Source organism: Streptomyces sp. DG1A-41, assembly GCF_037055355.1.
Lineage (GTDB): Bacteria > Actinomycetota > Actinomycetes > Streptomycetales > Streptomycetaceae > Streptomyces.
Window position 1 is genome coordinate 243,712 of sequence record NZ_CP146350.1, and the last position, 25,504, is coordinate 269,215.

Here is a 25,504-nt window from a genome sequence, read left to right on the forward strand (position 1 = left end):
CCGGCCGTTCCACCTGCCGTGGGGTCTGCTTTCCTTCTCTCGTCGGGCTGGGACCACACCAACGCGGGGCGATCATGCGGGCAGACGTACACCAAGTTGCGGACGGCATCTACTTGGTGCACGGCTCCCACACCAACTGGGTGATCCTCGCGGAGGGGGACGCCGTCACGCTGGTCGACACCGGCTACCCCGGCGACCGGGAGCGGCTCCTCGCCTCGCTCGCTCAGGTGGGAAGCTCCCCGGAGGCGGTCGCGGCGGTGCTGATCACGCACGCGCACAACGACCACCTGGGGTCCGCCGAGTACCTGCGCGCCACGTACGGCACGCCCGTGTACCTGCACGAGGCCGAAGTACCGCACGCGCGCCGCGACTTCCTGCACCAGGTGTCCCTCGGGACGGTGCTGAAGAACGGCTGGCGCCCCGGGGTGCTGCCGTGGGCCGTGCACGCGCTGCGTTCCGGCGGCACGATGCACAACCCGGTCACGGCCCCCGAGCCGTTCCCGGCGGGTGCCCTGGACCTGCCCGGGCGGCCCGTGCCGGTGCACACGCCGGGCCACACCGACGGGCACTGCGCCTACCACGTGCCGGGCACCGGCGTGCTGATCTCCGGCGACGCCCTGGTCAGCGGGCACCCCACCTCGCGGATCGAGGGGCCGCAGCTGCTGCCGGACATGTTCCACCACGAGCGCCCCCGTGCCGTGGCCTCCCTGGACGTCCTTGCGGAGCTGGAGGGCGAGCTGCTCCTGCCCGGGCACGGTCCGGTCCACCGCGGCTCGGTGAAGGACGCCGCGCACCGGGCCCGGGAGCGCGCCCTCTAATCTGAGGTGACGATCAGCGGCGAGACAAGGACACCCGGCCCATGGCACTTCAGATCAGCGCGACCAACCCGGAGCATCCCGCGCTTCTGCTCGAGCTGCCGTGGGACCTGCCCCTGGAGGAGTGGCCGGAGGAGTACCTCGTGCCGCTGCCGCGCGGCATATCCCGGCACGTGGTGCGCTACTCCCGGGCCGGCGACGAGGTGATCGCGGTCAAGGAGCTGGCCGAGCGGCCCGCGCTGCGCGAGTACGAGCTGCTGCGCGACCTGGACCGGATCGGCATCCCGGCGGTGGACCCGCTGGCCGTCGTCACCGGCCGCACCGACGCGGACGGCGCCCCGCTGGAGAGCGTGCTGATCACCCGGCACCTGGGCGGCTCGATGCCGTACCGCTCGATGTTCGAGACGACCATGCGCCCGGCCACCATGCACCGGCTGATGGACGCCCTCGCCGTGCTCCTGGTCCGGCTGCACCTGGCCGGGTTCGCCTGGGGCGACTGCTCGCTGTCCAACACCCTCTTCCGGCGCGACGCGGGCGCCTACGCCGCTTATCTGGTGGACGCCGAGACCGGTGACCTGCATCCGCAGCTCAGCTCCGGGCAGCGCGAGTACGACCTGGACCTCGCCCGCGTGAACATCAGCGGGGAGCTGCTGGACCTGGAGGCGTCCGGGGCGCTGCACCCGTCCGTGGACCCGGTCGAGTTCGGCATGGAGATCTGCGCCCGCTACCGCGGCCTGTGGGACGAACTGACCCGCACCTCCGTCTACCCGGCCGGCAAGTACCACTACATAGAACGCCGGATCCGCCGCCTGAACGATCTCGGTTTCGACGTCGCCGAGATGCAGATCGAGCACGCCTCGAACGGCGACACGGTCACCTTCGTACCCAAGGTCGTCGACGCGGGCCACCACCAGCGCCAGCTGCTGCGCCTGACCGGGCTGGACACCGAGGAGAACCAGGCCCGCCGGCTGCTGAACGACCTGGAGAGCTGGATGGCCACCCAGGACGACTACGCCCCGGGCGACCCCCTCGGTGCCCGCCCGGAGGTACTTGCGCACCGCTGGGTGCGGGAGGTGTTCCGGCCCACCGTGCGGGCCGTGCCGCCCGAACTGCGCGGTTCCATGGACCCGGCGGAGATCTACCACCAGCTCCTCGAACACCGCTGGTACCTGTCCGAGCGGGCCCAGCACGACATCGGCATCGAAACGGCGGTCGAGGACTACATCAAGAACATCCTCCCCAAGGCCCGCAAGACGCTTCAGCCGACGGCGGAGTGAGCCGCAGCCTCCCTCACGTGTGAGGGATCACGGCCACCGGGCAGTCCGCGTGGTGCAGCACCCCGTGCGCCACCGAGCCGATCCGGGCGCCGACGGCCGTACGGTGAGCCCGTCGGCCGACGACCATCAGCTGGGCCGCCCCGGCCACCGACAGCAGCACCTGGCCGGCGCTGCCCATCTCGACGTGCTCCTCCACCGGCACGTCGGGGAAACGCTCCCGCCACGGCCGGACCGCGGCGGCCAGCGCCTTCCTCTCGTACGGCTCCAGTCCCCCGGCCTCGTCGAGGAGCTTCAGCGAGCCGGGGCTGTAGGCGAAGACGGGCGGCAGGGTCCAGGCCCGTACGACCCGTACGGTCGCCCCGCGCGCGGCAGCCGTCTCGAACGCGAACCGCAGCGCGTCGGCGCTGTCCTCCGGGTCGCCCTGCTGGCCCACGACGACCTCCCGCCCGGCGGCCTCCATCGAGGGCTGGTCATCGGCCCGGACGAGCACGACGGGCCGGGTGGCCTCGGCTATGGCCTGCTGGCCGACCGAGCCGAGCAGGAAGCCGACGACCGGCCCGTGGCCGCGCGAGCCGAGCACCAGCATTTCGGCGGCGGCGGCCGCGGCGACCAGGGTGTCGACGACCGCGCCCTCCACGACGTCGGTGGTCACCTCCAGGTCCGGGTGCCGTTCGGTGACGGTCCCGACGGCCTCGGTCACCGCGCTGTGCACCCACTCCGCCTGGCTGTCCGCGTCCCCGGCGATCCCCGCTTCGAGGACCTCCTGCGGCTGGAACCGCCAGGCGTGCACCACCCGCAGCGCCAGCCCGCGCCGCACCGCCTCCCGGGCCGCCCAGGCCAGGGCGGCCAGGCTCTCCTGCGATCCGTCGACCCCTGCGGTGATCGGACGTGTCATGCAGCTGCCTCCTCGTTCCAAGGTCGCTCCGTGCCGCTCAGTTTTCACTACCCCGTCCGTACGACGCTGGAGTGGGAGCCGCGTGCCGGGGCCCGCCGGAGCTGCCCTGCGTATCGGAGCGCGCCGCGGCGATCGACCATACGATGGGCGAAGGTCGGCGCGGTGCCCCGGGGCGCCGCGCCGTGAGCCGACCGCCCGGTGGGGGACGTATGGCACAGGCCGCCGATGCGGCGCGGTCCGTCATCATGACCGTGGACGACGACCCGGGGGTCTCCCGGGCGGTGGCCCGGGATCTGAGGCGGCGGTACGGCGCGTCGTACCGGATCGTGCGGGCGGAGTCCGGCGAGTTGGCGCTCGACGCGCTGCGGGAGCTGAAGCTGCGCGGCGATCTCGTGGCCGTGATCCTGGCCGACTACCGGATGCCGCAGATGAACGGCATCGAGTTCCTCGAACAAACCCAGGACGTCCACCCGGGCGCGCGGCGGGTGCTGCTGACGGCGTACGCGGACACGAACGCGGCGATCGACGCGATCAACGTCGTCGACCTCGACCACTACCTGCTCAAGCCGTGGGACCCGCCCGAGGACAAGCTCTACCCGGTCCTGGACGACCTGCTCCGGGCGTGGCGGGCCGGCGACCACCGGCCCGTGCCCAGTACGAAGGTCGTCGGGCACCGCTGGTCGGCGCGCTCCTCGGGGTCCGGGAGTTCCTGGCCCGCAACCAGGTGCCGTACCGCTGGTACTCCTCCGACGGGCCGGAGGGGCGGCGGCTGCTGGCCGCGGCCGGTGAGGACGGGATGCGGCTGCCGGTGGTGATCACGCCGGACGGAACGCCGCTGGTCGTAGAAGTCGGCCGTCGATCTCGCCGCCCGGGTCGGGCTGGCGACGACCCCGACGGCCGACTTCTACGACCTGGTCGTGATCGGCGGCGGCCCGGCCGGGCTCGGCGCGGCGGTCTACGGCGCCTCCGAGGGGCTGCGGACGGTGCTGGTGGAGCGGCCGGCGACCGGCGGGCAGGCCGGGCAGAGCTCGCGCATCGAGAACTACCGGGGCTTCCCCGACAGTGTGTCAGGGGGCCAGCTCACCGACCGGGCGCGGCGGCAGGCGGCGAAGTTCGGCGCCGAGATCCTCACCGCGCGCGAGGTGACGGCGCTGGAGGTCAACGGCGCCGCCCGGATCGTACGGTTCTCGGACGGCTCGGCGGTCGCCGCGCACAGCGTGATCCTGGCGACCGGTGTGTCCTACCGGCAGCTGGAGGCACCCGGCTGCGAGGACCTGACCGGCTGCGGGGTGTTCTACGGGTCGGCCCTGACGGAGGCCCCCTCCTGGCAGGGGCACGACGTGTACATCGTCGGCGGCGCCAACTCCGCCGGGCAGGCGGCGATGTACCTGTCGCGGGGCGCCAAGTCGGTGACCCTGCTGGTGCGCGGCCCCTCGCTGTCCGCCTCGATGTCCCACTACCTCATCCAGCAGATCGAGGAGTCCCCCAACATCCAGGTCCGGTGCCGCACGGAAGTCGAGGCCGCGCACGGCGACGCCACCTGGAGCAGCTGACGCTGCGGGACGTGGACAAGGAGTACGACCGGACGCTGCCGAGGATCCCGGCGTACCCGGCGGAGCTCAACCAGGTGTGGACGAACCTGATCGACAACGCGGTCTCGGCGATGAACAGCGCGGGCGGGCAAGGGACGCTGTCCGTGCGGACGGCCCGGGGCCACGACCTGCTGCTGGTGGGGTTCCGGGACACGGGCGTCGGTATCCCGGCGGAGGACCGGGGGCGGATCTTCGACCCCTTCTTCACGACGCAGCCGGTGGGCGAGGGGACCGGGCTCGGGCTGGACATCTCCTGGCGGATCGTGGTCAACAAGCATCACGGCAGCATTCAGGTGGAGTCGGAGCCGGGGAACACACGATTCCAGGTGCTGCTTCCGCTGACAGCGGTCGAGGAGGAGTCGGCATGAGTGGTGAGATCGCGCCCACGGGGCGGAGCCGCATAATGTCACAGCCCCGCGCCCCAGAAAACGAAGGTGGGTCTTGTGCCGCAGGCTTCATCTGTCACACCGGTTGTCGGGAGGGATGCCGAACTCACGCGGCTCTCCAGGGTGCTGGAGCGTGCGCGCGGGGGTGAGGCACGGGCCGTGCTGGTCGCCGGGGACGCCGGGGTCGGTAAGACCCGGCTGCTGGAGGAGGTCGGGGGACGGGCCGCCGATTCAGGCATGACCGTGGTCACCGGGCACTGCGTGGATCTCGGGGACGTCGGTCTGCCCTATCTGCCCTTCACCGAGGCCCTGGGGGCGCTCGCCGCCGACGAGCGGTTCGCGCCCGCCCTGGCCGCTCGCCCCGTGGTCGAGCGGCTGCTGGGGGCCGGGACCGATTCCGCGCGGCACGTCGACGGGCGGTTGCGGCTCTTCGAGGCGATGGCGGGGCTGCTGTCCGATGTGGCGGACGTCGCGCCGCTGTTGCTCGTGCTGGAGGACCTGCACTGGGCCGACCAGTCGTCGCGGGATCTGCTGCGGTTCCTGCTCGGCCGGGGTGTTTTGCGGCACCGGCTGGCGGTGTTCGCCTCGTACCGGGCGGACGACCTGCACCGTCGCCACCCGCTGCGGCCGCTGCTGGCTGAGCTGATACGGCTGCCCGTCGTGGAGCGGCTGGAGCTGCGGCCGCTGGGCGATTCCGATGTGGCCCGGCTGGTGCGACAGCTCGAACGGCGTCCGCTGGCGGACGCCACGGTGCGGCGGATCGTGGAGCGGGCCGAGGGAAACGCCTTCTACGCGGAGGAGTTGCTCGCGGCGACGGACACTCGGTCCGGTGGGGTGCCCAGCGGGCTCGCCGATGTACTGCTGATCCGCTTCGAGCAGCTGTCCGACACCGCGCAGCAGGTGCTGCGGACCGCCGCCGTCGCCGGGCGCCGGGTGGAGCACGAGCTGTTGCGGGAGGCGGTCGGGCTTGCCGAGGAGGTGCTGGAGTCGGCGCTGCGGGAGGCGGTGGGGCGGCAGTTGCTCGTCGCCGGGGACGACGACACGTACTCCTTCCGGCACGCCCTCGCCCGTGAGGCCGTCTACGCCGATCTCCTCCCCGGGGAGCGGGCGCGGCTGCACGGCGCGTTCGCCCGGCTGCTCGCCGGGCGGGGCCGGGCCGCGGAGAGCGCTGCCGAGCGTGCCCACCACTACCGGGAGAGCCACGATCTCGCCGAAGCGCTGGCCGCCTCGCTGGAGGCCGCCGACCACGCCCAGCGGGTCGGTGCGCCGGCCGAGGAGCACCGGCATCTGGAAGCGGCCCTGGACCTGTGGCCGGCGGTGGGTGCCGAGGCGCGGCGCTCGGGCGCGGGGGCCGACCGTGTGACGCTGACGTTGCGGGCCTCGGCGGCGGCCGCGCACGCCGGGGAGCTGCACCGGGCGGTCTCGCTCACGCGGTCCGCGCTGGCGGAGCTCGGCCAGGACGCCGACTCCGAACTCGCCGCCCGGGTCCGCTACACCCTCGCCGGGAACCTGCTGCGCGTGGACAGCCTGACGGCCGCGTTCGCCTACAGCAGCGAGGCCCTGGCGATGATCCCCGAGGATCCTCCGTCGCTCACGTGGGTGTGGGCGGCGGCCACGCATGCCATGGCCGCACGCCACGTCGGGGAGAACGAGACCGCGCTGCGGGTCGCCCGGCGGGCCCTGAGTGTGGCCGAGGAGCTGCGGGTGACCGACGCCCAGGCGGATCTGCTGATCTCCGTGGCCGTCTTCGACGGGGGCGGGCGGCGCAGCCCCGCGGGCCGTGAGCGGCTGCTGCGGGCCCGGGAGCTGGCCCGGAGTTCGGGCAACGCGGCCGTGGAGCTGCGCGCCCTGTTCAACCTGGCCATGGGCTGCTACGAGTCCGGTGCGCTGGCGGAGTGCGTGCCCTGGCTGACGGAGGGCCTGGACCGGGCCCGGCGCGCCGGGCTGCTGTCGTCCCCGTATCCGCTGGAGATGCGGTACCTGCGGCTGGTGGTGCTGCATGTGCTGGGCCGCTGGGACGAGTGTGTGCGGGCGGCTGCGGCCGATGCCGACGTGCTGCCGGCCGCCGGCGGGTACACGATCGGTCCCGCGCTGTATGTCGCCCTGGCACGGGGCGACCTGACGGCCGCCGACCGGGCGCGTGCCCTGCTGGAGGGGCCCTTCGACTGGATGGCCACCCTGGTCGCGGGCATCGTGCTCACCGACGCCGCGGCGCTGCGCCGTGATCCCGAGGACGCGGTGCGATGGACACGGTCCACGGTCGCGGCCCTCACCGACGAGGCGGGCACCCGCCCGGACGTCACGGCCCGGCTCGCCGCCCTGGCGTTGTCCGCGGTGGCCGACGCGGCCGCCGAGCCGCGGCGTGCCGGCGACGAGGCCGGGGTCCGCCGCTGGACGGACACCGCGTTGGAACTGGTGGAGTTGGCGCGGGCCACTGCGACCCGCGGCGAGGACGGTGCTCCCCAGGGCCCCGAGGGGCAGGCGTGGCTGGCCCGTGCCGAGGCGGAGGGGATCCGGGCCGTTTCGGGGCCGGACGCCGCGGCCTGGGCGGAGGCGGTGACGGCGTTCGGCTACGGCGACGTCTACGAGCAGGCGCGCTGCCGGCTGCGGTACGCCGAGGCCCTGGTGGCGGCCGGGCGTCGCGAGGAGGCGGCGGCCGAGGCCCGCGAGGCCCGGCAGACCGCCGAGCGCCTCGGTGCCACGCCGCTGCGGGAGCAGGTGGACGCCCTGGTCCGGCGCGGTCGCCTGGCGGACACGCCGGAGGCCGACGAGCGTGCCGGTGTGCTCACCGCACGCGAGCAGGAGGTGCTGCGGCTGCTCGCGCTCGGCCGCAGCAACCGGCAGATCGGCGAGGAGCTGTTCATCACCGGCAAGACGGCGAGCGTCCACGTCTCCAACATCCTCGCCAAGCTGGGCGCGTCGAGCCGTGGTGAGGCGGTGGCGATCGCCTACCGGGAGGGCCTGATCACCCCTGAGCCGTCGGCGTCCGGCTGACCGGCCGGCCTTCGGCACCGGCCGCTGTGCATCCCTGCCCGGGGCTACCGGCGCCCGCAGTCGAGGCTGTTTGGATCGACGGCGTCGGCCATCGCCCGCATTCCCTTGTCGTTGGGGTGCAGATGGTCTCCGCCGTCGAAGGCGCGGCGGATCCGCTCGGGGTCGTGGGGGCTGCGCAGGACGCGGTCGAAGTCGGTGACCGCGTCGAACTCGCCGCTGGTGCGGATGAAGGCGTTGACCTTCCGGCGCACGGCTTCCCCGGCGGGGTCCCATTCCGGCCAGCCCTTGTAGGGGGCGATCGTGGCGGCGACGACGCATTTCCCGGCCGCGTGCACCCGGTCGGCCAGCCTGCGGTATCCGGCGATGAGCCAGCCGGCCGTGGCGCCCGGCTCGGCTTTGATGTCGTTGACGCCCTGGAAGAGGAACACCGTGCGCAGACCCGGCAGTGAGAGGACGTCCCGCGACAGACGGTTCAGTGCGCTCTGTCCTGGGCCGTCGGTGAGGACCTTGTTGCCGGCGATGCCTTGGTTCGCCACCCCCTTGACGGCCGTCGTGGGGGACGCGCGCAGCCGGCGGGCGAGGTGGTCGGGCCAGCGGCGGTCGAGGTCGGTCGTGGACTGCCAGCCGTCGGTGATCGAGTCGCCCAGGGCGGCCACGGCTCCCGCCGCGGGCCGGGGCCGCACGGTGACGGCGTCGAGGTAGGACCAGGAACCGGTCCGCTGCGTCCAGTTGGCGCCGCTCTCCTGAGCGGTGTGGTCGCCGTCGGTGGTGTACGACGTCTGCATCGCCATCCAGTGCCCGGTGAGGACTCCGCCTGCCCGGGGGACGTAGAGGCTGACGACGAGCTTGCTCGCGGCGGGGACGCGGACGGGCAGCGGGTCGCTGTAGACGATGCCGCCGGCGGGAACCGTGACGGAGCGGGCGCCGCCGAAGGTCAGGCGCCGGTTGCTGCCGGGGACGAGTGCGGCTCCGTCGCGCTGGAGACCCGCGTGGACGTTGCCGAACGTCACCGGCTGGTCCCCGAAGGCGTTGGACAGCCGCACCCTGAGGCCGGTGCCGCCGACGCTGGTGCGCACGACCAGCCGGTAGCCGCGGCCGTCGGCCGCCGCGCCGATGCGGTCGGCGGAGGAGGCCCAGGTGACCACGCCGTACCCGGTCCCCGTCGGGGCGCTGGTCGGCGGGGCCGGCTCGTGCCCCTGGGGCGTCCCGCCGGAAGCGCAGCCCAGCACGAGGCAGCAGGAGAGGGCGGCCGGGGCGGTGCGGCTGCGGGGGCGTGCGGTGCGGGGCATCGTGGGCGCTCCTTCGGCCGGTGTGCACGGGCGGGCGGTGTCGAGGGGCGAGATCCCGCAGCGTCGCGGAGCCACCGGGAGCGAGTCGGACGCTCCGTGCCGTCCCGGCGTACGACACGGTAGTGGTGCGGCCTGCGACGCCGTGCAGGGTGGTCGCGGTCGGTCTGCCGTGCCGTCGGCGCATGCCGGCCGCCTCCGCCATGGGGTTGGTGGAGAGGGCGACGGTCCAGCCGGCGTTCTTGCCGGTGGAGTTGCGGCAGCGGGTGCTTCCGGGACGTGGGACCGGGGCTGACGTGGGAACCCTCGCGTCGCCACGGCCGTTGTCCGGGCATCCGCGTCCCTACGGGGAGGCCGGTACGACGACAGCAGGGCGGCGTGATGAGCGAGTTGGTCCCCGGTGGCAATCTGCCGCTCCCGGGTGGGGCGGTGACCGTCCGGGTGCCCGGCCCGTTCGACGTGTCCGCGCTCGTGACGGACGACGGCGGAAAGGTGCGGGACGACGGCGACTTCGTCTTCTACAACCAGCCGGCCGCGCCGGGAGCGACGCTGCGGGGCGACGCGCTCACCGTGGACCCGGGGAGGCTGCGTACCGGCGCCACCCGGGTCACCGTCGCCGTCAGCCCCGCCGACCCAGGAACCGCCCTCGGCCGTCTGCCCTCCCCCACGGCGCACGTCGCCGACGCGGGAGGCCGCCCGCTCGCCCGGTTCACCCCGCCGCGCCCCCGCCAGGAGACGGTCCTGCTGCTCGCGGAGCTCTACCGGCGCGGCGACCACTGGAAGCTGCGCGCCCTGGGCCAGGGGTACGCCGACGGACTGGCCGGACTCGCCAGGGACTTCGGCGTCGATGTCGTGGACGACACGCCCGCGCCCGGACCGGACTCGGCGGCGGGTGCACCGGGCGCCCGGCCCGCCCCCGCACAGTCCGCCTCCGACCCGGACGGCTTCGCCGCCCTGGTCAACTCCGCTCGCACCGCCGTCGGTTCACCGCCGGTCTCGCTCGACCCGCGGCTCGTGTCCGCGGCGCGGGCCCACGCCGGCGCCATGGCAGCGTCCGGACGCCTCGGCGTCGAGAGCCGGGACGGTGTCTCCGTCTACCAACGGGTCGTCGGCGCCGGGTACGCGTACCTCACCGTCGGCGAGCACCTGGTGTCCGGCCCGCGCACCACCCCCGAGTTCGTCGCGTACTGTCTGCGCACGGAGGGGGCCCGCCGCACCCTGCACGACCCGGCGTTCACCCACGCCGGAGTGGCCCACGTCCACGACGGTCCCGCCGGCGACACGTACTGGACCGCGATCTGGGCCAGGTCCCTCACGCCGGACGGACTGGCCGGCGCGACGGCGGCCGTCATCGACCTCACCAACCGGGAGCGCGCCCGGGCCGGACTCCCGCCCCTGGCCGCCGACCCCCTGCTCACCGCCGCGGCCCAGGCGCACAGCGCGGACATGGTGGCCCGCGCCTTCTACTCGCACACCGCGCCCGGCGGCAGCCAGCCCTGGGACAGGGCCGCGGCCGCGGGCTCCACCCGGCGTTCCATCGGCGAGAACATAGCCTGCGGCCAGCGCTCCCCCGCCGAAGTGGTCGAGGGCTGGATGAACAGCCCCGGCCACCGGGCCAACATCCTCAAGCCCGGCTTCACGCACCTCGGGGTCGGCTTCGCGGGCGGCGGCCGGGCGGGCACGTACTGGACGCAGCTCTTCGGCGGCTGACACCGCGCCACCGCGCGCCCTGCCCGTCGCTCGCCCCGATCTTGGCGGAGGGGGACGCTCCGGGTGAGGATGCGCGTATGAAGGGTGACCTCTTTTCCAGCAGGCACATGGCACAGCCGGCCGTCGCACCGGGCATGACGGTCGAGAACGCCAAGTGCCTCCGCTACACGGTGAACGGCGAGATGCTCGCCCGGCAGGGCGCGATGATCGCCTACCGGGGCAACCTCCAGTTCGAGCGCAAGGGCCAGGGCGTGGGCGGCATGCTCAAGCGCGCGGTCACCGGGGAGGGACTTCCGCTGATGGCGGTGCGCGGGCAGGGCGAGGCCTGGTTCGCCCACGAAGCGCAGAACTGCTTCATCGTCGACGTCGAGCCCGGCGACGAGTTCACGGTCAACGGCCGCAACGTCCTGTGCTTCGACGCCACGTTGTCCTACCGCATCGCGACCGTGAAGGGCGCCGGCATCACCGGCGGCGGCCTGTTCAACAGCGTCTTCACGGGGCACGGCAGGCTGGGCCTGGTGTGCGAGGGCAATCCGCTGGTCATCCCCGTCTCGCCGCAGTATCCGGTGTACGTCGACACCGACGCGATCGTCGGTTGGACCGCAGGTCTCCAGACCTCGCTGCACCGCTCCCAGTCCATCGGCTCGATGCTCCGCGGCGGCTCCGGCGAGGCCGTGCAACTGATGCTCCAGGGCGAGGGACACGTCGTCGTGCGGCCGAGCGAGGCGACTCCGCAGAAGGCCGGTCAGCACTGAAGCGCCCTCAGGTGATCTGCGCCTCGCAGGCAACCCCGTCCGCGCGGTCGACGTCTTGATCCACAACAGGTGATGCCCTGGCCCCTGTGGCCAGGGCAGCTTTTCCCCCTCACCGCACACGCTATGTATACGCTCTGCGTATACATAATGCATATAAGTGATCTACGGGAGCGGAAGAAGACGTTCCCGGTGCTGGTCGCGCTCGGCTCCCCGAGTGGCGGCCGGCTCGCCGCGACCCGGGAGACAGGCGACGATCCCGGCGCGGCGGCGGAGCTGATCGAGCGGGCGGGCGGCGTGCGGCAGCCATGGCGCCGGCCCGGCGTCACCTCGCCGCCGTCGAGACGGCGCTCGCCGGGGTGTCGCTGGAGGCGAGGACCCTCGGCGGACTGCGGTCACTGCTCGGCTTCCTGGTGCGGCGCGACGTCTGAGCCGACCGTCCTCGGAGAATCCGCCGCCGAATTCATCGGAGGGGTGCCGAGTTCAGTCGTTGGACACCTTCGCATTTACCGCCGGTTACCAGCAGGCCGGCCGGGGATTTGGGAATCGGCGGGCCGTGGGGAGAATTCTCCGCACCCGCGGAGACACGCGCGGAGACATCCATGGAGACACCCACGGCGGCCGCGGGGCGGCCGAGGTGAGCCGCTCCTGAGCCCGCGAAAGACCGTTTCCTCTCGCACACTTGCTCCCACCTCTTGAATAATAGACAAGAATGAACGCGGAGTTGCGATCCGGTTGAACGCAGCACGGCTCACCCCCCGTACTTCTGGAAAAGGTGAGAGCCAGGTTTCCAGCGAGGGATGGCCATGGGCAGGGCGCACGTCTCCACACACCAGTTGGTCGCCGGGCGGTACCGGCTGCTCGAGATCATCCAGCGCGAGACCAACCGCATCTGCTGGTACGCCGAGGACCTCGGTGCCGGCGAGGTCTCCCGCCCGTGTCTCGTCACGCAGATCGGGCTCCCGGACGACGCGCACGAGACCGAGCGCCGGGCCGCCGGCCGCCTGCTGCGCACGTCCGAACGCATGGCGCTGCTGTGCCCCGGCCGGATCGCCACGGTCGTCGACGCCGTCGAGGAGGCCGGCACCCTGTGGGCCGTCAACGAGTGGATCGACGGCACCCCGCTCGGCGAACTCCTCTCGGAGCAGGGCACGTTCAACTACGTGCGGGCCGCCCGTATCGGCCTGGAACTGCTCGACGTGCTGGACGCCGCGCACGCCGAGGGCATCACGCACGGCGAGCTCAGCCCCGGCCAGGTGTTCGTACGCGAGGACCATTCGGTCGTCGTCACCGGCTACGGCCTGGTCGGCGCGACCCTGGCGCCCCGGCTCACGGCACCCGCGTTCGCCTCCCCGGAACAGGCCCGCGACCAGCACATCGGGCCCGCGGCCGATCTGTGGGCGCTCGGCGCGGTCCTCTACACGATGGTCGAGGGCCGCCCGCCCTTCCGGGACCGGGGCCGGCCGGAGAACACCCTGAAGGGCGTGGACCGGCTGCCGCTGCGCACGCCGGTGCGCGCCGGTCCGCTCACGCAGGTCGTGCAGGGGCTGCTCCGCAAGGACGCGCGGGAACGGCTGACACGCCCGGTGGTCCGGGAGGCGCTGAACCGCGCGCTCAGCGAGGACCCGGAAGCGGCCATGGGGGCGGTGCCCGTGCCGCGGCTGCGCGGCGCATATGCCGCGATGCGGCCGGGGGGTTTGGCATGGAGCAGACGCACCATGGTCGCGGGGACCACCCTGGCCGTGGTCACGGTCGCGGTCGCCGTGCTCGCCGCGACCCAGGGGCTGCCCGGCAGCGACACGGGCAGCGACGCGGCGGACTCCCCGGCCCGGCCTCCGGCCTCCGCCGCCTCGCCGGGCGGGGGCACCGGCGGCGGCAGCCCCGAGCCGTCCGGGCCACCCGGCCGGACCGGCTCCCCCTCCCCCTCGCCCTCTCAGGCGTCCCCCGACCCCACCCCCACTCCGACCCCTACGCCTACGCGCACGCCGTCCGCCCCGGCCACGGCCCTGCCGCCCGGTTTCCGCACGTATCACGCGCCGGAGGGCTTCTCCGTCGCGCTCCCCGAGGGCTGGGAGCGGCTGGACACCGATCGCCAGGGCGATCTGCGGTACCGCGTGGTCTTCGGTGCCGACGGCGACGACCGCACGCTGGCCGTCACCTACAGCGAGCGCGTGGGCCCGGACCCCGTGGCCGTGTGGCGGGACGAAGTCGAGCCCCACCTGGAGCGGTCGGGCGATTACCAGAGGATCGGAGAGATCAGCGCGACGACGTACCAGGGACGCGAGGCCGCCGACATGGAGTGGACGGCCAACGTCGACGGCACCCGGGTGCACACCTTCGGCCGGGGCTTCCTGCTGGGCGGGGGCCGCAGCTTCTCGCTGCGCTGGACGACCCCGGACGACGACTGGGCGGACAAGGGGAACCAGGAGGCGTTGCGGACCTTCCTGAAGACGTTCCGGCCGGACTCAGACTGAGCCGCGCGGGGCGCGCAGGGAGGTGATCGGGCGGGGGGCGAAGGGCTGCGTGCGCCAGCTCGCGGTGAGCGTCCGGTCCGCGAGGGAGCACGTCAGCGCCAGGCGGTGCGGGGTCTCCAGGAACACCACCTCCACGGCCAGCGTGCCGGAATCCGTCCAGCCGCCGCTCACCGCGGTCGGGAGCGGTTTCTCCGCCACCGTCCAGCTCTGCCCTCCGATCCGCAGGCCCAGCCGGTTCTCGCCCTGGGTGAGCCGGAGCGTCCAGCCGCCCGCGTCCGGTACGAGTCCGGCCGACAGAGCGGGACCGCCCCCCGTGGGGGTCCTGAATTCGGCGGCCGGCCATTCCTCCGCCCGGTCCGGCGGTGCCGGCCTGCCCGGGGAGGGCGGCAGCGCGAGCCCGGCGAGGCGCTCCCGCAGGGCCTCGTCGGCGGCGTCCCGGCCGGGCAGCGGCTCGGGGCCGAAGGCGGGCAGCAGGTGCCGCCAGACGAGGTTCAGGTAGTCCTGCATCCGTTCGGTCGCCGAGGTCGCCGCGATCACCGCGTCGTGCTCGGGCAGCACCAGGCAGAACTGGCCGTACGCCCCGTCGCCCCGGTAGCCGTGCCGGGAGGTCCAGAACTGGTAGCCGTAGCCCCGGTCCCAGTCCTGCCGGTCCAGGTCTCCCATGGCTTTGCCGGTCGGTATGCGCGGGCGCGTGGCCCGGGCCACCCACCCTTCGGGCAGCAGCCGCTGGCCCTCCCAGACCCCGTCGCGCAGATACAGCTCGCCGAGCCGGGCGACGGCGTCGGTGGTGGCGTGCAGACCGCTGTAGCCGATCTCGCGGCCGGCGCGGTCCCGCTGCCAGAACACCTCGCCGATGCCCAGGGGATCCAGCAGCCGCGGGCGCAGATACGCGGTGAGCGGCTGCCCGGTCACCCGCTGGACGATCGCGGCGAGGGTGTAGGTGGTGGGCTGGTTGTAGGCGAAGACGGTGCCGGGGTCGCGGTCCGGCGGCAGCAGCAGGAACCCGCGCACGGGCTCCTGCTTGTCCAGCCCGTAGACCTCGTCGATGGTCTCCCGCTCGTGGCCGCTCGACATGGACGCCACGTGCTTCACGAGCATGGCCCGGCTGCGCGGGTCGGTGATCTCGGCCTCGAACTCCGGGAAGTACGAGATCACCGGCGCGTCGAAGTCGAGCAGCCCCTCGGCCTCGGCCAGGGCGGCGGCGGTCCCGGTGAAGCTCTTGCTGAGCGAGTACAGCAGCTGGGGGCGGTCGGCGGTGTACGGTGCCCACCAGCCGGAGGCGACCAGCCGGCCGTGCCGCATGATCATCAAGCTGTGCGGCTCGATCTCGGGGGCCGCTTCGAGCGCGTCGAGGAAGGCGTGGACGCCGGACGCGTCGACGCCCTGGGCGGCGGGGCTGCCGGTGGGCAGAGCGGAGGCACTCATGGGGGCATCCTGCCCCCGTCGGGGGCCTTGATCGAGCAGTTTTCACGCCCGTTGCCAGGGGACCCGGCGGTTATGGTGCAAATCGGATACACGATGATGACCGAGCAGGCCGGCCCCGAGAGCTCGTCGACCATGTGGTGCGGGCCGAGGAGGCGGGCTTCGACTTCTCGGTGACCTCCGACCACTATTTCCCGTGGCTGCGCTCGCAGGGTCACTCGCCCTACGCGTGGGCGGTGCTCGGTGCGGCCGCCCAGGCCACGTCACGCATCCCGCTGATGACGTACGTGACGTGCCCGACGTTCCGCTACCACCCCGCGGTGGTGGCGCAGAAGGCGGCGACGGTCCAGTTGCTGTCCGAGGGCCGCTTCCGGCTGGGGCTCGGCTCCGGCGAGAACCTCAACGAGCACGTCGTGGGCGGCGGCTGGCCGTCCGTCGACGTACGGCACGAGATGTTCGAGGAGGCCGTGGAGATCATCCGCGCCCTCTTCAAGGGCGGTCACGTCAACCATCGCGGCACGCACTTCGACGTGGAGTCGGCCCGGCTGTGGGACCTGCCGGACGAGGCGCCGCCCATCGGCATCGCCGTCTCCGGGGAGCGGTCGTGCGAGCTCGCGGGCCGGCTGGGCGATCTGGTGATCGCCACGGAGCCCAAGGCGGGCCTGCTGGAGGCGTTCGACCGGCACGGCGGCGAGGGCAAGCCCCGCGTGGGCCAGCTGCCGGTCTGCTACGACCCCGACCGGGACACGGCGATCAAGCGGGCCCACTCCCAGTTCCGCTGGTTCGGCAGCGGCTGGAAGGTCAACTCCGAGCTGCCGCACCCGGATTCCTTCGAGGCGGCGACCCAGTTCGTCACGCCCGACGACGTCGCCGACTCCATTCCCTGCGGCGACGACCCGGACGCGTTCGTCGAGGCCGTCCGTCCGTACGCCGAGGCCGGTTTCACCGAGATCGCCCTGGTCCAGATCGGTGGCGATTCGCAGCCGGGGTATCTCGACTGGTCGGAGAAGACCCTTCTGCCCGCCCTGCGCGACGCGTTCGGCTGAGGTCCTCCGCCAGGGCCGCGTCGGCCTGTTCCACCAGCCGGGCCCTCCGCTTGGGAGGGCTCCTCCTCCGAGCGCGGAGGTGACCTGCGGCCCGCGCATCACCGGGACATTGCCCCGGTTCGCGTGTTCGCCGCCCGGCGGGACACCCGGCCGGCCGGTCTCGATCGCGGCGCAGCGGAAGCCGCGCGCCAGATCACAGGCCGGGCAGCCGGCCGGGCCGCGCGCGAGCCGGTCGCAGCAGTCGGGGAACAGCACCCGGTCGAGGGCGGCGTCCACCCCCCGCCAGCCCTGCCGGTCGGGTCCGGCCACGACCATCTCGGCCGGCGCCTTCCCCTCCTGACCGCCTCGGCGTCCCACCTCGGGCCGCACCATCCGCGCGACGTCACCCACCCGCGACCGGCGCGCCAACACGTTGACGGCCCCCGGCCTGCGCAGACGGTGAACGGCGGGGCCGGCGGGTGCCGATAGGCTGCCGTCCGCACAGCGCGCAGTCCGATCCGCCCCGCCCCCCAGGAGAGTCGCCCGTGACCGTCGCCCTCACCCCGCCCGAGACGTCCCCCGCGCCGTCGGCGCCCGTCTCCGACCTGATCGCGCGGGACGCGCGGGAGTTCGGGGCGTACGCCCGGACCGGAGGGTGGGCCTTCGGGCTGAAGGTGGCGCGCAGCGTGCGGCCCGGCGGGCAGGGCTCAAACGAGACGGCGAAGGTGTCGGCGAAGGAGTTCGCGGAGCTCGCCGGGTGCTCCGCCGAGCGGGTCATGCGCTACTACAAGGCGTGGGACCGGGCGGCCGACGACGGGCTGGTCCCGCACTTCGAAGCCCTGACACCGGGTCAGGAGATGGAACTGCCGGACGCCGACGTGTGGCTGAGCTACTACGTCTCCCGCTCCGGCGCCACCTCCGAACGCGGCACCGCCATCGCCGAGGCCGCCGAGGCGGAGGGCATCCGGCCCACGAAGGCGCTGGAGGTCGCGGAGAACCCCACCGCCCTGCGCGCCGCGATCCTCGCCGACCCCTCCACCGCCCGCGCGGCCCGCCAGGCCCTGCTGGACCGAGTCAGGGAAGACCCCGAGCTCCAGTCCGAGCTGGCCCGTGACGTCGTGCGTACCGACGAGCTGAAGAAGGCCGTCGCCGGTGAGAGCAGGGCGGCCGACCGGATCGGATACGTGCGCCAGATCGCCGAGTCGGGGCAGATCAAGACGCCCGCCGGGCAGACCGTGGACGCGCCGGCCGACCTCCGCCAGGAGGCCGAGCGGCACCTGTCCCTCATCGACGAGCTGGACGAGGGCGAGGACGCCGGCGAGTGGGCCGCCGAGGCGTACGACACCATGAAGTCCCTCGTCGTCGAGGCCGTCGAGACCGACCCGGGGCTGCGGGTGCGGGAGCGGCGCACGAAGTTCTACAGCAGCCTCCAGAAGGCGACCAAGGTGTTCGAGGAACTGACCTTCGACGACGCCGGGGAGTTCTACGAGGACGACATGGTCCAGCGTCTGGAGGAGCTCCAGCGGGCCGTGGCCGTGTGCATCGAGTCCCTGCGCGGTGCCCGCGGGAATCACCCGGAGGGCTGAGCATCTTGTGCGTCTGGGGGGTACTAGAGGGCTCTACGTCGGTTGGTTCTTCCCGGAGGCCCTCTCGTGAACTCCTTCGTGCACAAGACCCTGGTGGTGCAGCTCCAGGCGGGTGACACGGACCGTTTCTCCGTGCTCGCCCACCTGAGCTACGACGCCGCGGACCCGTTCGCCGTCACCGTCGTCTTCAGCCACGACGGCCGTGTCCTCGCCCGCTGGCAGCTGGACCGCGAGATGCTCGGCGAGGCGCTGCGGCGTCCGGTCGGGGTGGGGGACGTGCGGATGCGTCCCGAGTCGCGGGGCATGTGGCAGGAGCTGCGTATGGAGTTTTTCGGTGACGCCCGTCCCGACGGCGGCCGCCACCACGCGGTGGTGTTCGCGTGGGCCCCGGCGTTCGCGGCGTTCCTGCGGGAGACCCACGAGGTGGTCCAGCCGGGCCGCGAGGAGGTCCGCGTCGACGACTTCCTGGCGGACGTCATCGCCGGGGGCTGATCCGGGGGCGTTTCCCGCCGACGAACCTGCCGTGCTGTCCGCCGGCCGCTCACGCCGTGGCGCTGAGGGCGGGCACCACCGCAGGCCGTCACTTCGACGTGTGGCGGTGCCGGGTCCACAGAGGCAGGACGAACCAGCACAGCAGGTACCAGGCGACCACGCCGGCGACGAGGTAGGGGACGAAGCCGTCGTGCGTCGCCACCCGCAGGATCAGCAGCAGTGAGGCGGTCATCGTGGCGAGCAGCAGCACGAGCCCGAGCAGGGTGAGCCGGGAGGCCAGCCGCACCGCCTGCGGTTTGACGCGCCGGCCGGAGACGAGGCGGTGCAGGGACACCGGCCCGATGAGCGCCCCGGTCGCGCAGGCGCCGAGGACGACCGTCAGGAGGTAGATCGCCTGGTCCGTGTCGGTCAGGTCGTCGTATTTCTCGGTGAACACCACTGTGAGCAGAAAACCGAACAGGATCTGCACGCCCATCTGGGCCACGCGGACTTCCTGGATGAGCTCCTGCCACATCCGGTCCGCTCTCTCCTCCTCCGTCTCGTTGCGCCCCCGGCGCCTCGGCGCGCCCTCTGCCGTGTCCGCCACTGTTCCTCCCCGGTGTGAGACGTGAGTGCTTCTCTCACGCGGGTTCCCCGTAAGCGGCCGTCGTCCCGGCCTCGTGGCGGTTTGAGCGGTCAGCGGACGGTTACACGGACGGCGACTGACGCACAGCCCGAGGAGGTCGTGGACGCATGTCCGGTACGCAGCTCACCGTCACGCTCAGCGGCGGGGGCACCGACGACGCACGAGCGGTCGTCCGGGCCCTGGAAGGCACGTTCGGGGCGCCGGACGAGCTGCCCGCCGACGAGAACGCGACGGTGCACACGGCGACCTTCGACGGCGGCACGGACGCGAGTCCCGCCGGGAGCGCCGGGGCGGGCGCCGAGCGCCTGTCCGCCCCGGTGACCGTCACGGTGCAGGGCGCCCCGGAGGCGGTGCGGCGGGCGAGCGACACGCTCACCCGCGCCTTCACGGCCCGCGACGACGGGATCGTCTCCGGCGACCAGGAGCAGGAGAGGCAGCTGCTCCTGGTGCCGTGACGGGGCGGGGCTCCCTGCCTACCAGCGGGATTCCACCTGGTCCTTGATCCGCCGGTCGTAGAGGTCGCGGATCGCCGTCAGCGTCTCGCCGGGCAGCTCCGGCAGACGGGCGGCGGCCGCGTTGGCGCGGGCCTGCTCTGGCGAGCGGGCGCCGGGGATCACGGTGGTCACCCCGGGCTGGTCGATGATCCACCGCAGGGCCAGCTGGGCCGGGGTGCAGCCCTCGGGGGCGAGCGCCGCGAACTCGGCGGCCGCCTCGACACCGGTGACGTAGTCGACGCCGGAAAAGGTCTCTCCCACGTCGAAGGACTCGCCGTGCCGGTTGTAGGTGCGGTGGTCGTTCCCGGGGAAGACGGTGTCCCGCGTGTACTTGCCCGACAGCAGGCCGGAGGCGAGCGGGACGCGGGCGATGATGCCGACGCCCGCCTCGCGGGCGGCCGGGAGCACCTCGCGCAGCGGCTTCATGCGGAACGGGTTGAGGATGATCTGCACGCTCGCCACGTTCGGCCGGGCGATCGCGGTCAGCGCCTCCTCACAGGTCTCGACGCTGACGCCGTACGCGGCGATCCGCTCCTCCTCGACCAGCGTGTCCAGGGCGTCGAACACCTCGTCCGACGAGTAGACGGGCGTCGGCGGGCAGTGCAGCTGCACCAGGTCGATACGGTCGACGCCGAGGTTGCGCCGGGAGCGGTCGTTCCAGGCGCGGAAGTTGTCGAGCACGTAGTTCTCGGGGATCTGGTCGACCCGGCGGCCCATCTTGGTGGCGACCAGGACGTGCAGGTCCGGCCGGCCGCCGAGGAACGCGGCTATGGTCTGCTCGCTGCGGCCGTCGCCGTACACGTCGGCGGTGTCGAAGAAGGTCACCCCGGCCTCGGCCGCCGCCTCCAGGACCGCAAGGGCCTCCTTGTCGTCGACGTCGCCCCAGTCGGCACCCAGCTGCCACGTACCGAGACCGACGACGGAAGCGTGCTGACCCGACCTGTCGAATGTGCGCTCGTCCATGGGCGTCAGTCTGTCATCCGTCACGGCCGCGCGTGGAAGATCCGGCTCCGGGCCGCCGACCCTGCCCGATTCACTCACACGAGTGAATCACGAGTGAATACAGTCGACAGGGATATGTCACGTGTCAACGGGCCCCTAGCGTGGCTGACGTGACAACTGGTTCGGTGAGCAACTTCCCGTCGGACGAGGCGCGTTGGTCGCGCCGGGGTTTCCTCCTCACCGCGGCCGCGCTGGCCGCAGTGCCGGGGCTGCCGGCGGATCCGGCCGCCGCCGCGGCGGAGCTGCCGGACTTCCCGGCGGACGTCGCGCTGTACCGCTCGGCGTACCGGAACTGGGTCGGCGAGATCACCGCCGACGGCCTGTGGGCCTGTGCGCCGGGAAGCCCCGACCAGGTCGTCGACGTCGTGAACTGGGCCTGGCGGCACGGATGGCGGGTGCGCGCCCGGGGCGCCTCGCACGGCTGGTCGCCCCTGACGGTGACGGAGGGGACGCCGTCCGGCGCACCCGTCCTCCTCGTCGACACGACTCCCCACCTCACCGGCCTGGCGCTGGACTCGCCGGCCGCCGTGCGCGCCGGCACCGGCGTGACCATGGAGGCCATGCTCACCTTCCTGGAGGAGCACGGCCTCGGCGTCACGGCGACTCCCGCCCCCGGTGTCCTCACCCTGGGCGGCGCCCTGGCGATCGACGCGCACGGCACCGCCGTTCCCGCACGGAACGAGCGACGCCTGCCGGGGCACACGTACGGCTCGCTGAGCAACCTGATCCTGTCCCTGACGGCCGTGGTGTGGGACTCCCGGGCCGGCGCCTACGCGCTGCGCACGTTCCACCGTGACGAGGCGGACTGCGCCGCACTGCTGACCCATCTCGGGCGGTCCCTGGTGACCGAGGTGGTGCTGCGGGTGGGCGCGAACACCAACCTGCGGTGCGTGAGCCGTACGGACATCCCGGCCGGCGAACTGTTCGCCGCGCCCGGCTCCGGGAAGGGGCGCCGCACGCTCGCGAGCTTCCTGGACGAGGCCGGGCGGGTCGAGGCGATCTGGTTCGCCTTCACCGAACACCCCTGGCTGAAGGTGTGGAGCGTCTCCCCCACCCGGCCGCTGACCTCACGGCATGTGACACGCCCGTACAACTACCCGTTCTCCGACAACGTCCCGCCCCCGGTGGCAAAGCTGGCGGGCCGTATGACGTCGGAGGCGGCCTGGTATCTGGCGCCGGTGCTCGGCACCGCGCAGTACGACGCCGCCGCGCTCGGGCTGGTGGCGACCCTGTCCGGTGACATCTGGGGACCCTCCAAGAACACACTGCTGTACCTGAAGCCGACCACCCTGCGGGTCCACGCGAACGGCTATGCCGTGCTCACCTCCCGGGACCAGGTGCAGAAGGTCGTCTCCGAGTTCGCCGCGTTCTACCGGGAGCGGCTGACGGCGTACGCGGCCCGGGGCAGCTTCCCGGTCAACGGGTCGGTGGAGATCCGGGTGACCGGACTGGACGAACCGGGCGACTCCGGGGTGCCCGGGGCCCGTCCGCCGCTGCTGTCCGCGCTCCGGCCGCGCGCGGACCACCCCGAGTGGGACACGGCCGTGTGGCTGGACGTCCTGACACTGCCGGGCACGCCGGACGCGGAGGCGTTCCTGCGCGAGGTCGAGCGGTTCCTGCTGCGCGCGTACGACGGCGGGTCCGCCCTGACCCGAGTGGAGTGGTCCAAGGGATGGGCGTACACGGACGACGGGGTGTGGAGCGACGAGGAACTGCTGGGCTCGGTCGTGCCGGCCGCGGTCGGTCCGCGGGAGTGGGCCGAGGCGGACGCGGTACTGGACCGGCTGGACCCGCACCGCGTCCACGGCAACGCCTTCCTGGACCGGCTGTTCGGGCAGGGCGCCAAGGGGTGAGGGCGCCTGCTCGGCGGGCGCGTGACGCTCCACGAGCTGGATGCCTCTGCGGGCGCTCATTCGCGGGCGGCCAGCGCCCGCGCGTGCACGGTCCGCGCGACCTTCGGACCCAGCCAGCGCTTGAACCGGCGCAGTGGTTCCAGCTGCCCGGCCGCCCGGTCGAGCCGGTAGTACAGCTGCGGCGGGACGTGGGGCAGCAGCGGTGAGTGACGCTGGCCGAGCAGGGCGAACATCCGCTCCGGCGGCAGGTGCATGTAGCGCGGCAGGTTCTCGTACCACTGGGCGCTGTAGCGGGCGGCGCTCTGCACGGGCAGGAGGGCCGCCTTGCGTTGCCGTTCGTAGCGGGCGAGGGCCTGTGGGAGTGCGGAGTGCTCGCGCAGCGCGGCGGCCAGGGCGATCGCGTCCTCCAGGGCGAGGGTGGTGCCGGCGCCGATGGAGTAGTGGGTGGTGTGGGCGGCGTCGCCGAGCAGGACGAGATTGTCTCGGTACCAGGTGCGGTTCGTAAGGGTGCGGAAGGTCTGCCAGGGCGTGCCGGCGGAGCGGCCGAGCAGAGGGTGGCCGTCCAGGACGTCGGCGAAGAGCTCCTCCAGGAGCGCCCGCCCGTCGCCCTCGCTCGCCCGGTCCAGTCCGAGTCCGGTCCAGGTCTCGGGTGCGCACTCGATGACGCAGGTGCTGCGGTCGGGGCCGTATCCGTAGCCGTAGCACCAGATCCAGCCGTGACCGGTCTCGACGAAGGCGAAGGTGAAGGCGTCGAAGAGCTTCGTGGTGCCGAGCCAGACGTACGGGTTGCGACCGGCCGTGACCTCCGTGCCGAAGTGTGCGGCGTGGCGGGTGCGCAGCGCGCTGCGGACACCGTCGGCCGCCACGACCAGGTCGGCGTCGGGCAGGTCGCCGGCGGTGATCTCGCGCTCGTACTCCAGGCGTACGCCGAGCTCGCGGGCCCGGGCGGAGAGGATCTCCAGCAGCCGGTGGCGGCCGATGCCGTGCCCCTGGTCGCCGCTGTGTCTGGCCGTCAGGTCCCGGACGTGGGCGACGCCGTCACGCCAGCGGACGGAGTCGCGGTCGAGGGCACGCGCCGACTCGGGGTCCTGCGCGTGGAGCCGGTCGTACAGTCCGCGCCAGTACGTCACGCCCCAGCCGTAGGTCGAGCCCTCCGGGTCGCGTTCGTGGACGGTGACGTCGTGGGACGGGTCCTGCCGCTTCAGCAGGATCGATAGATACAGACCGGCGGGCCCGCCGCCGACACAGGCGACCTTCACGCACACCCCTGAGAATTACCGAGAGCTTTCGATTGTGGACGCAGAGTAGCAGGACAAAAGCATCATCGGCCGGACCGCAGAATCACGCCAGTTTCACCACGTGACGCGCACCACGGGTGGCGGACCACAAGGGGAGAAACATTCGCCGCGACACCCCTCACGGGCGGAACTTCCCTCTCCGCGTCCGCCCGAACGCCCCTCGCAGCAAGATCATCTTCGTTCAATCTTGCACGACATAAGGGGACTTGCCCGGATCACGGCCAACCGGCTCGCTTGGATTTCTCCCGGTACCGGACGGGCCGATAAGCATGCGGAGTCATCAGCCGAACGAACTCAGGAGGTCCGCATGCCGGAACTCAGCCGTCGCCGTGCGCTCACCGCCGCGGCCGTCGCCGCCACGACCGCGGGGACATGGTCGGCAGGCAGCCCCGCGATGGCCGCCGGGCACCACGACTCCCACGGGACCTTCGACGAGGTCTACAAGGGCCGCCGGATACAGGGCCGCCCGGCCGCCGGAACCGGTCACCACCACGGCACGGGATACGCGGTGTTCGTCGACGGTGTGGAACTGCACGTGCTGCGCAACGCCGACGGCACCTGGATCAGCGTCGTCAGCCACTACGACCCCGTGCCCACGCCGCGCGCCGCCGCCCGGGCCGCCGTGGACGAGCTCCAGGGCGCGCCACTGCTGCCCTTCCCCGCCAACTGACCGGTACCGAAGCGCATCTGGAGCACCCGCACATGACCGTCCGCAAGAACCAGTCCGCCCTGACCGCCGACGAGAAGCGGCGCTTCGTCGCCGCGCTCCTGGAGTTGAAGCGCAGCGGCCGCTACGACGACTTCGTCACGACGCACAACGCGTTCATCGTCTCCGACACCGACGACGGCGAGCGGACGGGCCACCGCTCACCGTCCTTCCTGCCCTGGCACCGAAGATTCCTCCTGGAGTTCGAGCGCGCGTTGCAGTCGGTGGACGCGTCGGTGGCCCTGCCGTACTGGGACTGGAGCGTCGACCGTTCGCCGCGCGCCTCGCTGTGGGCGCCCGACTTCCTCGGGGGCACCGGGCGCGAGCGGGACGGCCGGGTGACGGACGGGCCGTTCTCCGCGTCCTCGGGGAACTGGCCGATCAACGTGCGGGTCGACGGCCGTACGTTCCTGCGCCGGTCCCTCGGTGCCGGGCGGCGTCAGCTGCCGACGCCGGCCGAGGTCGAGTCGGTGCTGTCGATAACCACGTACGACATGGCGCCCTGGAACAGCGCCTCGGACGGTTTCCGCAATCACCTCGAAGGGTGGCGGGGCGTCAATCTGCACAACCGCGTCCACGTCTGGGTCGGCGGGCAGATGGCCACCGGGGTGTCCCCCAACGACCCGGTGTTCTGGCTGCACCACGCGTTCATCGACAAGCTGTGGGCCGAGTGGCAGCGCCGGCACCCCGGCTCGGGGTATCTGCCGGCCGCGGGCACGCCGAACGTGATCGACCTGCGCGAGACGATGAGGCCCTGGCACGACACGAGCCCGGCGGACCTGCTGGACCACACGGCGCACTACACGTTCGACGCCTGACG

At 72.9% G+C, this 25,504-nt stretch carries 20 protein-coding genes and 2 pseudogenes; 16 read left to right on the forward strand and 6 right to left on the reverse strand.

Features of this window, described 5'->3' with window-relative positions:
* Positions 1–74 precede the first annotated feature (74 nt).
* Together V8690_RS01245 and V8690_RS01250 are read left to right on the forward strand one after the other, a co-directional pair.
* Entirely contained in the window at positions 75–818 is a 744-nt protein-coding gene (locus tag V8690_RS01245; protein ID WP_338775444.1) for an MBL fold metallo-hydrolase, read from the forward strand.
* A gap of 41 nt (positions 819–859) precedes the next feature.
* Positions 860–2,092, forward strand: a complete 1,233-nt coding sequence (locus tag V8690_RS01250; RefSeq protein ID WP_338775445.1) for a DUF4032 domain-containing protein — start codon at positions 860–862, stop codon at positions 2,090–2,092.
* 13 nt (positions 2,093–2,105) lie between these two features.
* Here the strand turns inward: V8690_RS01250 and V8690_RS01255 are convergent, their stop codons facing one another.
* Positions 2,106–2,987: a universal stress protein gene (locus V8690_RS01255; protein ID WP_338775446.1), complete on the reverse strand. Its 882-nt coding sequence runs from the start codon at positions 2,985–2,987 to the stop codon at positions 2,106–2,108.
* 209 nt (positions 2,988–3,196) lie between these two features.
* Here V8690_RS01255 and V8690_RS01260 point away from each other — a divergent pair.
* From V8690_RS01260 to V8690_RS01270, 3 genes and pseudogenes are all read left to right on the forward strand, one after another.
* Positions 3,197–4,557: pseudogene (locus tag V8690_RS01260) on the forward strand (FAD-dependent oxidoreductase); the annotation flags it as partial.
* Positions 4,552–4,947, forward strand: a complete 396-nt coding sequence (locus tag V8690_RS01265) for an ATP-binding protein (RefSeq protein WP_338785200.1) — start codon at positions 4,552–4,554, stop codon at positions 4,945–4,947. The pseudogene V8690_RS01260 and the gene V8690_RS01265, both read left to right, overlap by 6 nt.
* Positions 4,948–5,022: 75 nt before the next feature.
* The gene (locus V8690_RS01270; RefSeq protein WP_338775447.1) at positions 5,023–7,959 is read left to right on the forward strand and encodes an AAA family ATPase; all 2,937 of its coding nucleotides are present in this window, start codon (positions 5,023–5,025) and stop codon (positions 7,957–7,959) included.
* A gap of 44 nt (positions 7,960–8,003) precedes the next feature.
* Here the strand turns inward: V8690_RS01270 and V8690_RS01275 are convergent, their stop codons facing one another.
* Positions 8,004–9,248, reverse strand: a complete 1,245-nt coding sequence (locus tag V8690_RS01275; RefSeq protein WP_338775448.1) for an SGNH/GDSL hydrolase family protein — start codon at positions 9,246–9,248, stop codon at positions 8,004–8,006.
* Positions 9,249–9,626: 378 nt separating this feature from the next.
* Here V8690_RS01275 and V8690_RS01280 point away from each other — a divergent pair, with 378 nt between their 5' ends.
* The 4 genes from V8690_RS01280 to V8690_RS01295 all read left to right on the forward strand — a co-directional run bounded on the left by V8690_RS01280 (position 9,627) and on the right by V8690_RS01295 (position 14,181).
* Positions 9,627–10,955, forward strand: coding sequence for a CAP domain-containing protein (locus tag V8690_RS01280; protein WP_338775449.1), 1,329 nt, complete (start codon positions 9,627–9,629; stop codon positions 10,953–10,955).
* 77 nt (positions 10,956–11,032) lie between these two features.
* Entirely contained in the window at positions 11,033–11,710 is a 678-nt protein-coding gene (locus V8690_RS01285; RefSeq protein WP_338775450.1) for an AIM24 family protein, read from the forward strand.
* Between the two features lie 305 nt (positions 11,711–12,015).
* Complete coding sequence (locus V8690_RS01290; RefSeq protein WP_338775451.1) at positions 12,016–12,138, forward strand: hypothetical protein; 123 nt, start codon at positions 12,016–12,018, stop codon at positions 12,136–12,138.
* Positions 12,139–12,513: 375 nt separating this feature from the next.
* Positions 12,514–14,181, forward strand: coding sequence for a serine/threonine-protein kinase (locus V8690_RS01295; RefSeq protein WP_338775452.1), 1,668 nt, complete (start codon positions 12,514–12,516; stop codon positions 14,179–14,181).
* Here the strand turns inward: V8690_RS01295 and V8690_RS01300 are convergent.
* Positions 14,173–15,606 carry a serine hydrolase domain-containing protein gene (locus V8690_RS01300; protein WP_338775453.1) on the reverse strand — a complete coding sequence of 478 codons (1,434 nt, stop codon included), beginning with the start codon at positions 15,604–15,606 and terminating at the stop codon, positions 14,173–14,175. The two genes, V8690_RS01295 and V8690_RS01300, sit on opposite strands and share 9 nt — an antisense overlap.
* A gap of 72 nt (positions 15,607–15,678) precedes the next feature.
* On the opposite strand from V8690_RS01300, the pseudogene V8690_RS01305 reads away from it, so the two are divergent.
* The 3 genes and pseudogenes from V8690_RS01305 to V8690_RS01315 all read left to right on the forward strand — a co-directional run bounded on the left by V8690_RS01305 (position 15,679) and on the right by V8690_RS01315 (position 18,706).
* Positions 15,679–16,649: pseudogene (locus tag V8690_RS01305) on the forward strand (LLM class F420-dependent oxidoreductase).
* Between the two features lie 524 nt (positions 16,650–17,173).
* On the forward strand, positions 17,174–18,214 hold the full coding sequence (locus tag V8690_RS01310; protein ID WP_338775454.1) for a hypothetical protein: 1,041 nt from the start codon (positions 17,174–17,176) through the stop codon (positions 18,212–18,214).
* 66 nt (positions 18,215–18,280) lie between these two features.
* The gene (locus tag V8690_RS01315) at positions 18,281–18,706 is read left to right on the forward strand and encodes an SsgA family sporulation/cell division regulator (protein WP_338775455.1); all 426 of its coding nucleotides are present in this window, start codon (positions 18,281–18,283) and stop codon (positions 18,704–18,706) included.
* Between the two features lie 88 nt (positions 18,707–18,794).
* Here the strand turns inward: V8690_RS01315 and V8690_RS01320 are convergent, their stop codons facing one another.
* Complete coding sequence (locus V8690_RS01320; protein ID WP_338785201.1) at positions 18,795–19,220, reverse strand: DUF6328 family protein; 426 nt, start codon at positions 19,218–19,220, stop codon at positions 18,795–18,797.
* 218 nt (positions 19,221–19,438) lie between these two features.
* On the opposite strand from V8690_RS01320, the gene V8690_RS01325 reads away from it, so the two are divergent.
* Positions 19,439–19,786, forward strand: a complete 348-nt coding sequence (locus V8690_RS01325) for a hypothetical protein (RefSeq protein WP_338775456.1) — start codon at positions 19,439–19,441, stop codon at positions 19,784–19,786.
* An 18-nt stretch (positions 19,787–19,804) separates the two neighbouring features.
* On the opposite strand, the gene V8690_RS01330 is transcribed toward V8690_RS01325, so the two are convergent.
* Positions 19,805–20,788: an aldo/keto reductase gene (locus tag V8690_RS01330; RefSeq protein ID WP_338775457.1), complete on the reverse strand. Its 984-nt coding sequence runs from the start codon at positions 20,786–20,788 to the stop codon at positions 19,805–19,807.
* 149 nt (positions 20,789–20,937) lie between these two features.
* On the opposite strand from V8690_RS01330, the gene V8690_RS01335 reads away from it, so the two are divergent.
* A complete protein-coding gene (locus tag V8690_RS01335; RefSeq protein ID WP_338775458.1) occupies positions 20,938–22,680 on the forward strand; it encodes a cholesterol oxidase substrate-binding domain-containing protein in 1,743 nt (580 codons plus the stop codon).
* 56 nt (positions 22,681–22,736) lie between these two features.
* On the opposite strand, the gene V8690_RS01340 is transcribed toward V8690_RS01335, so the two are convergent.
* Entirely contained in the window at positions 22,737–23,945 is a 1,209-nt protein-coding gene (locus V8690_RS01340; RefSeq protein WP_338775459.1) for an FAD-dependent monooxygenase, read from the reverse strand.
* 340 nt (positions 23,946–24,285) lie between these two features.
* Here V8690_RS01340 and V8690_RS01345 point away from each other — a divergent pair, with 340 nt between their 5' ends.
* Together V8690_RS01345 and V8690_RS01350 are read left to right on the forward strand one after the other, a co-directional pair.
* On the forward strand, positions 24,286–24,648 hold the full coding sequence (locus V8690_RS01345; RefSeq protein ID WP_338775460.1) for a tyrosinase cofactor: 363 nt from the start codon (positions 24,286–24,288) through the stop codon (positions 24,646–24,648).
* 32 nt (positions 24,649–24,680) lie between these two features.
* Complete coding sequence (locus V8690_RS01350; protein ID WP_338775461.1) at positions 24,681–25,502, forward strand: tyrosinase family protein; 822 nt, start codon at positions 24,681–24,683, stop codon at positions 25,500–25,502.
* Positions 25,503–25,504: the final 2 nt, after the last annotated feature.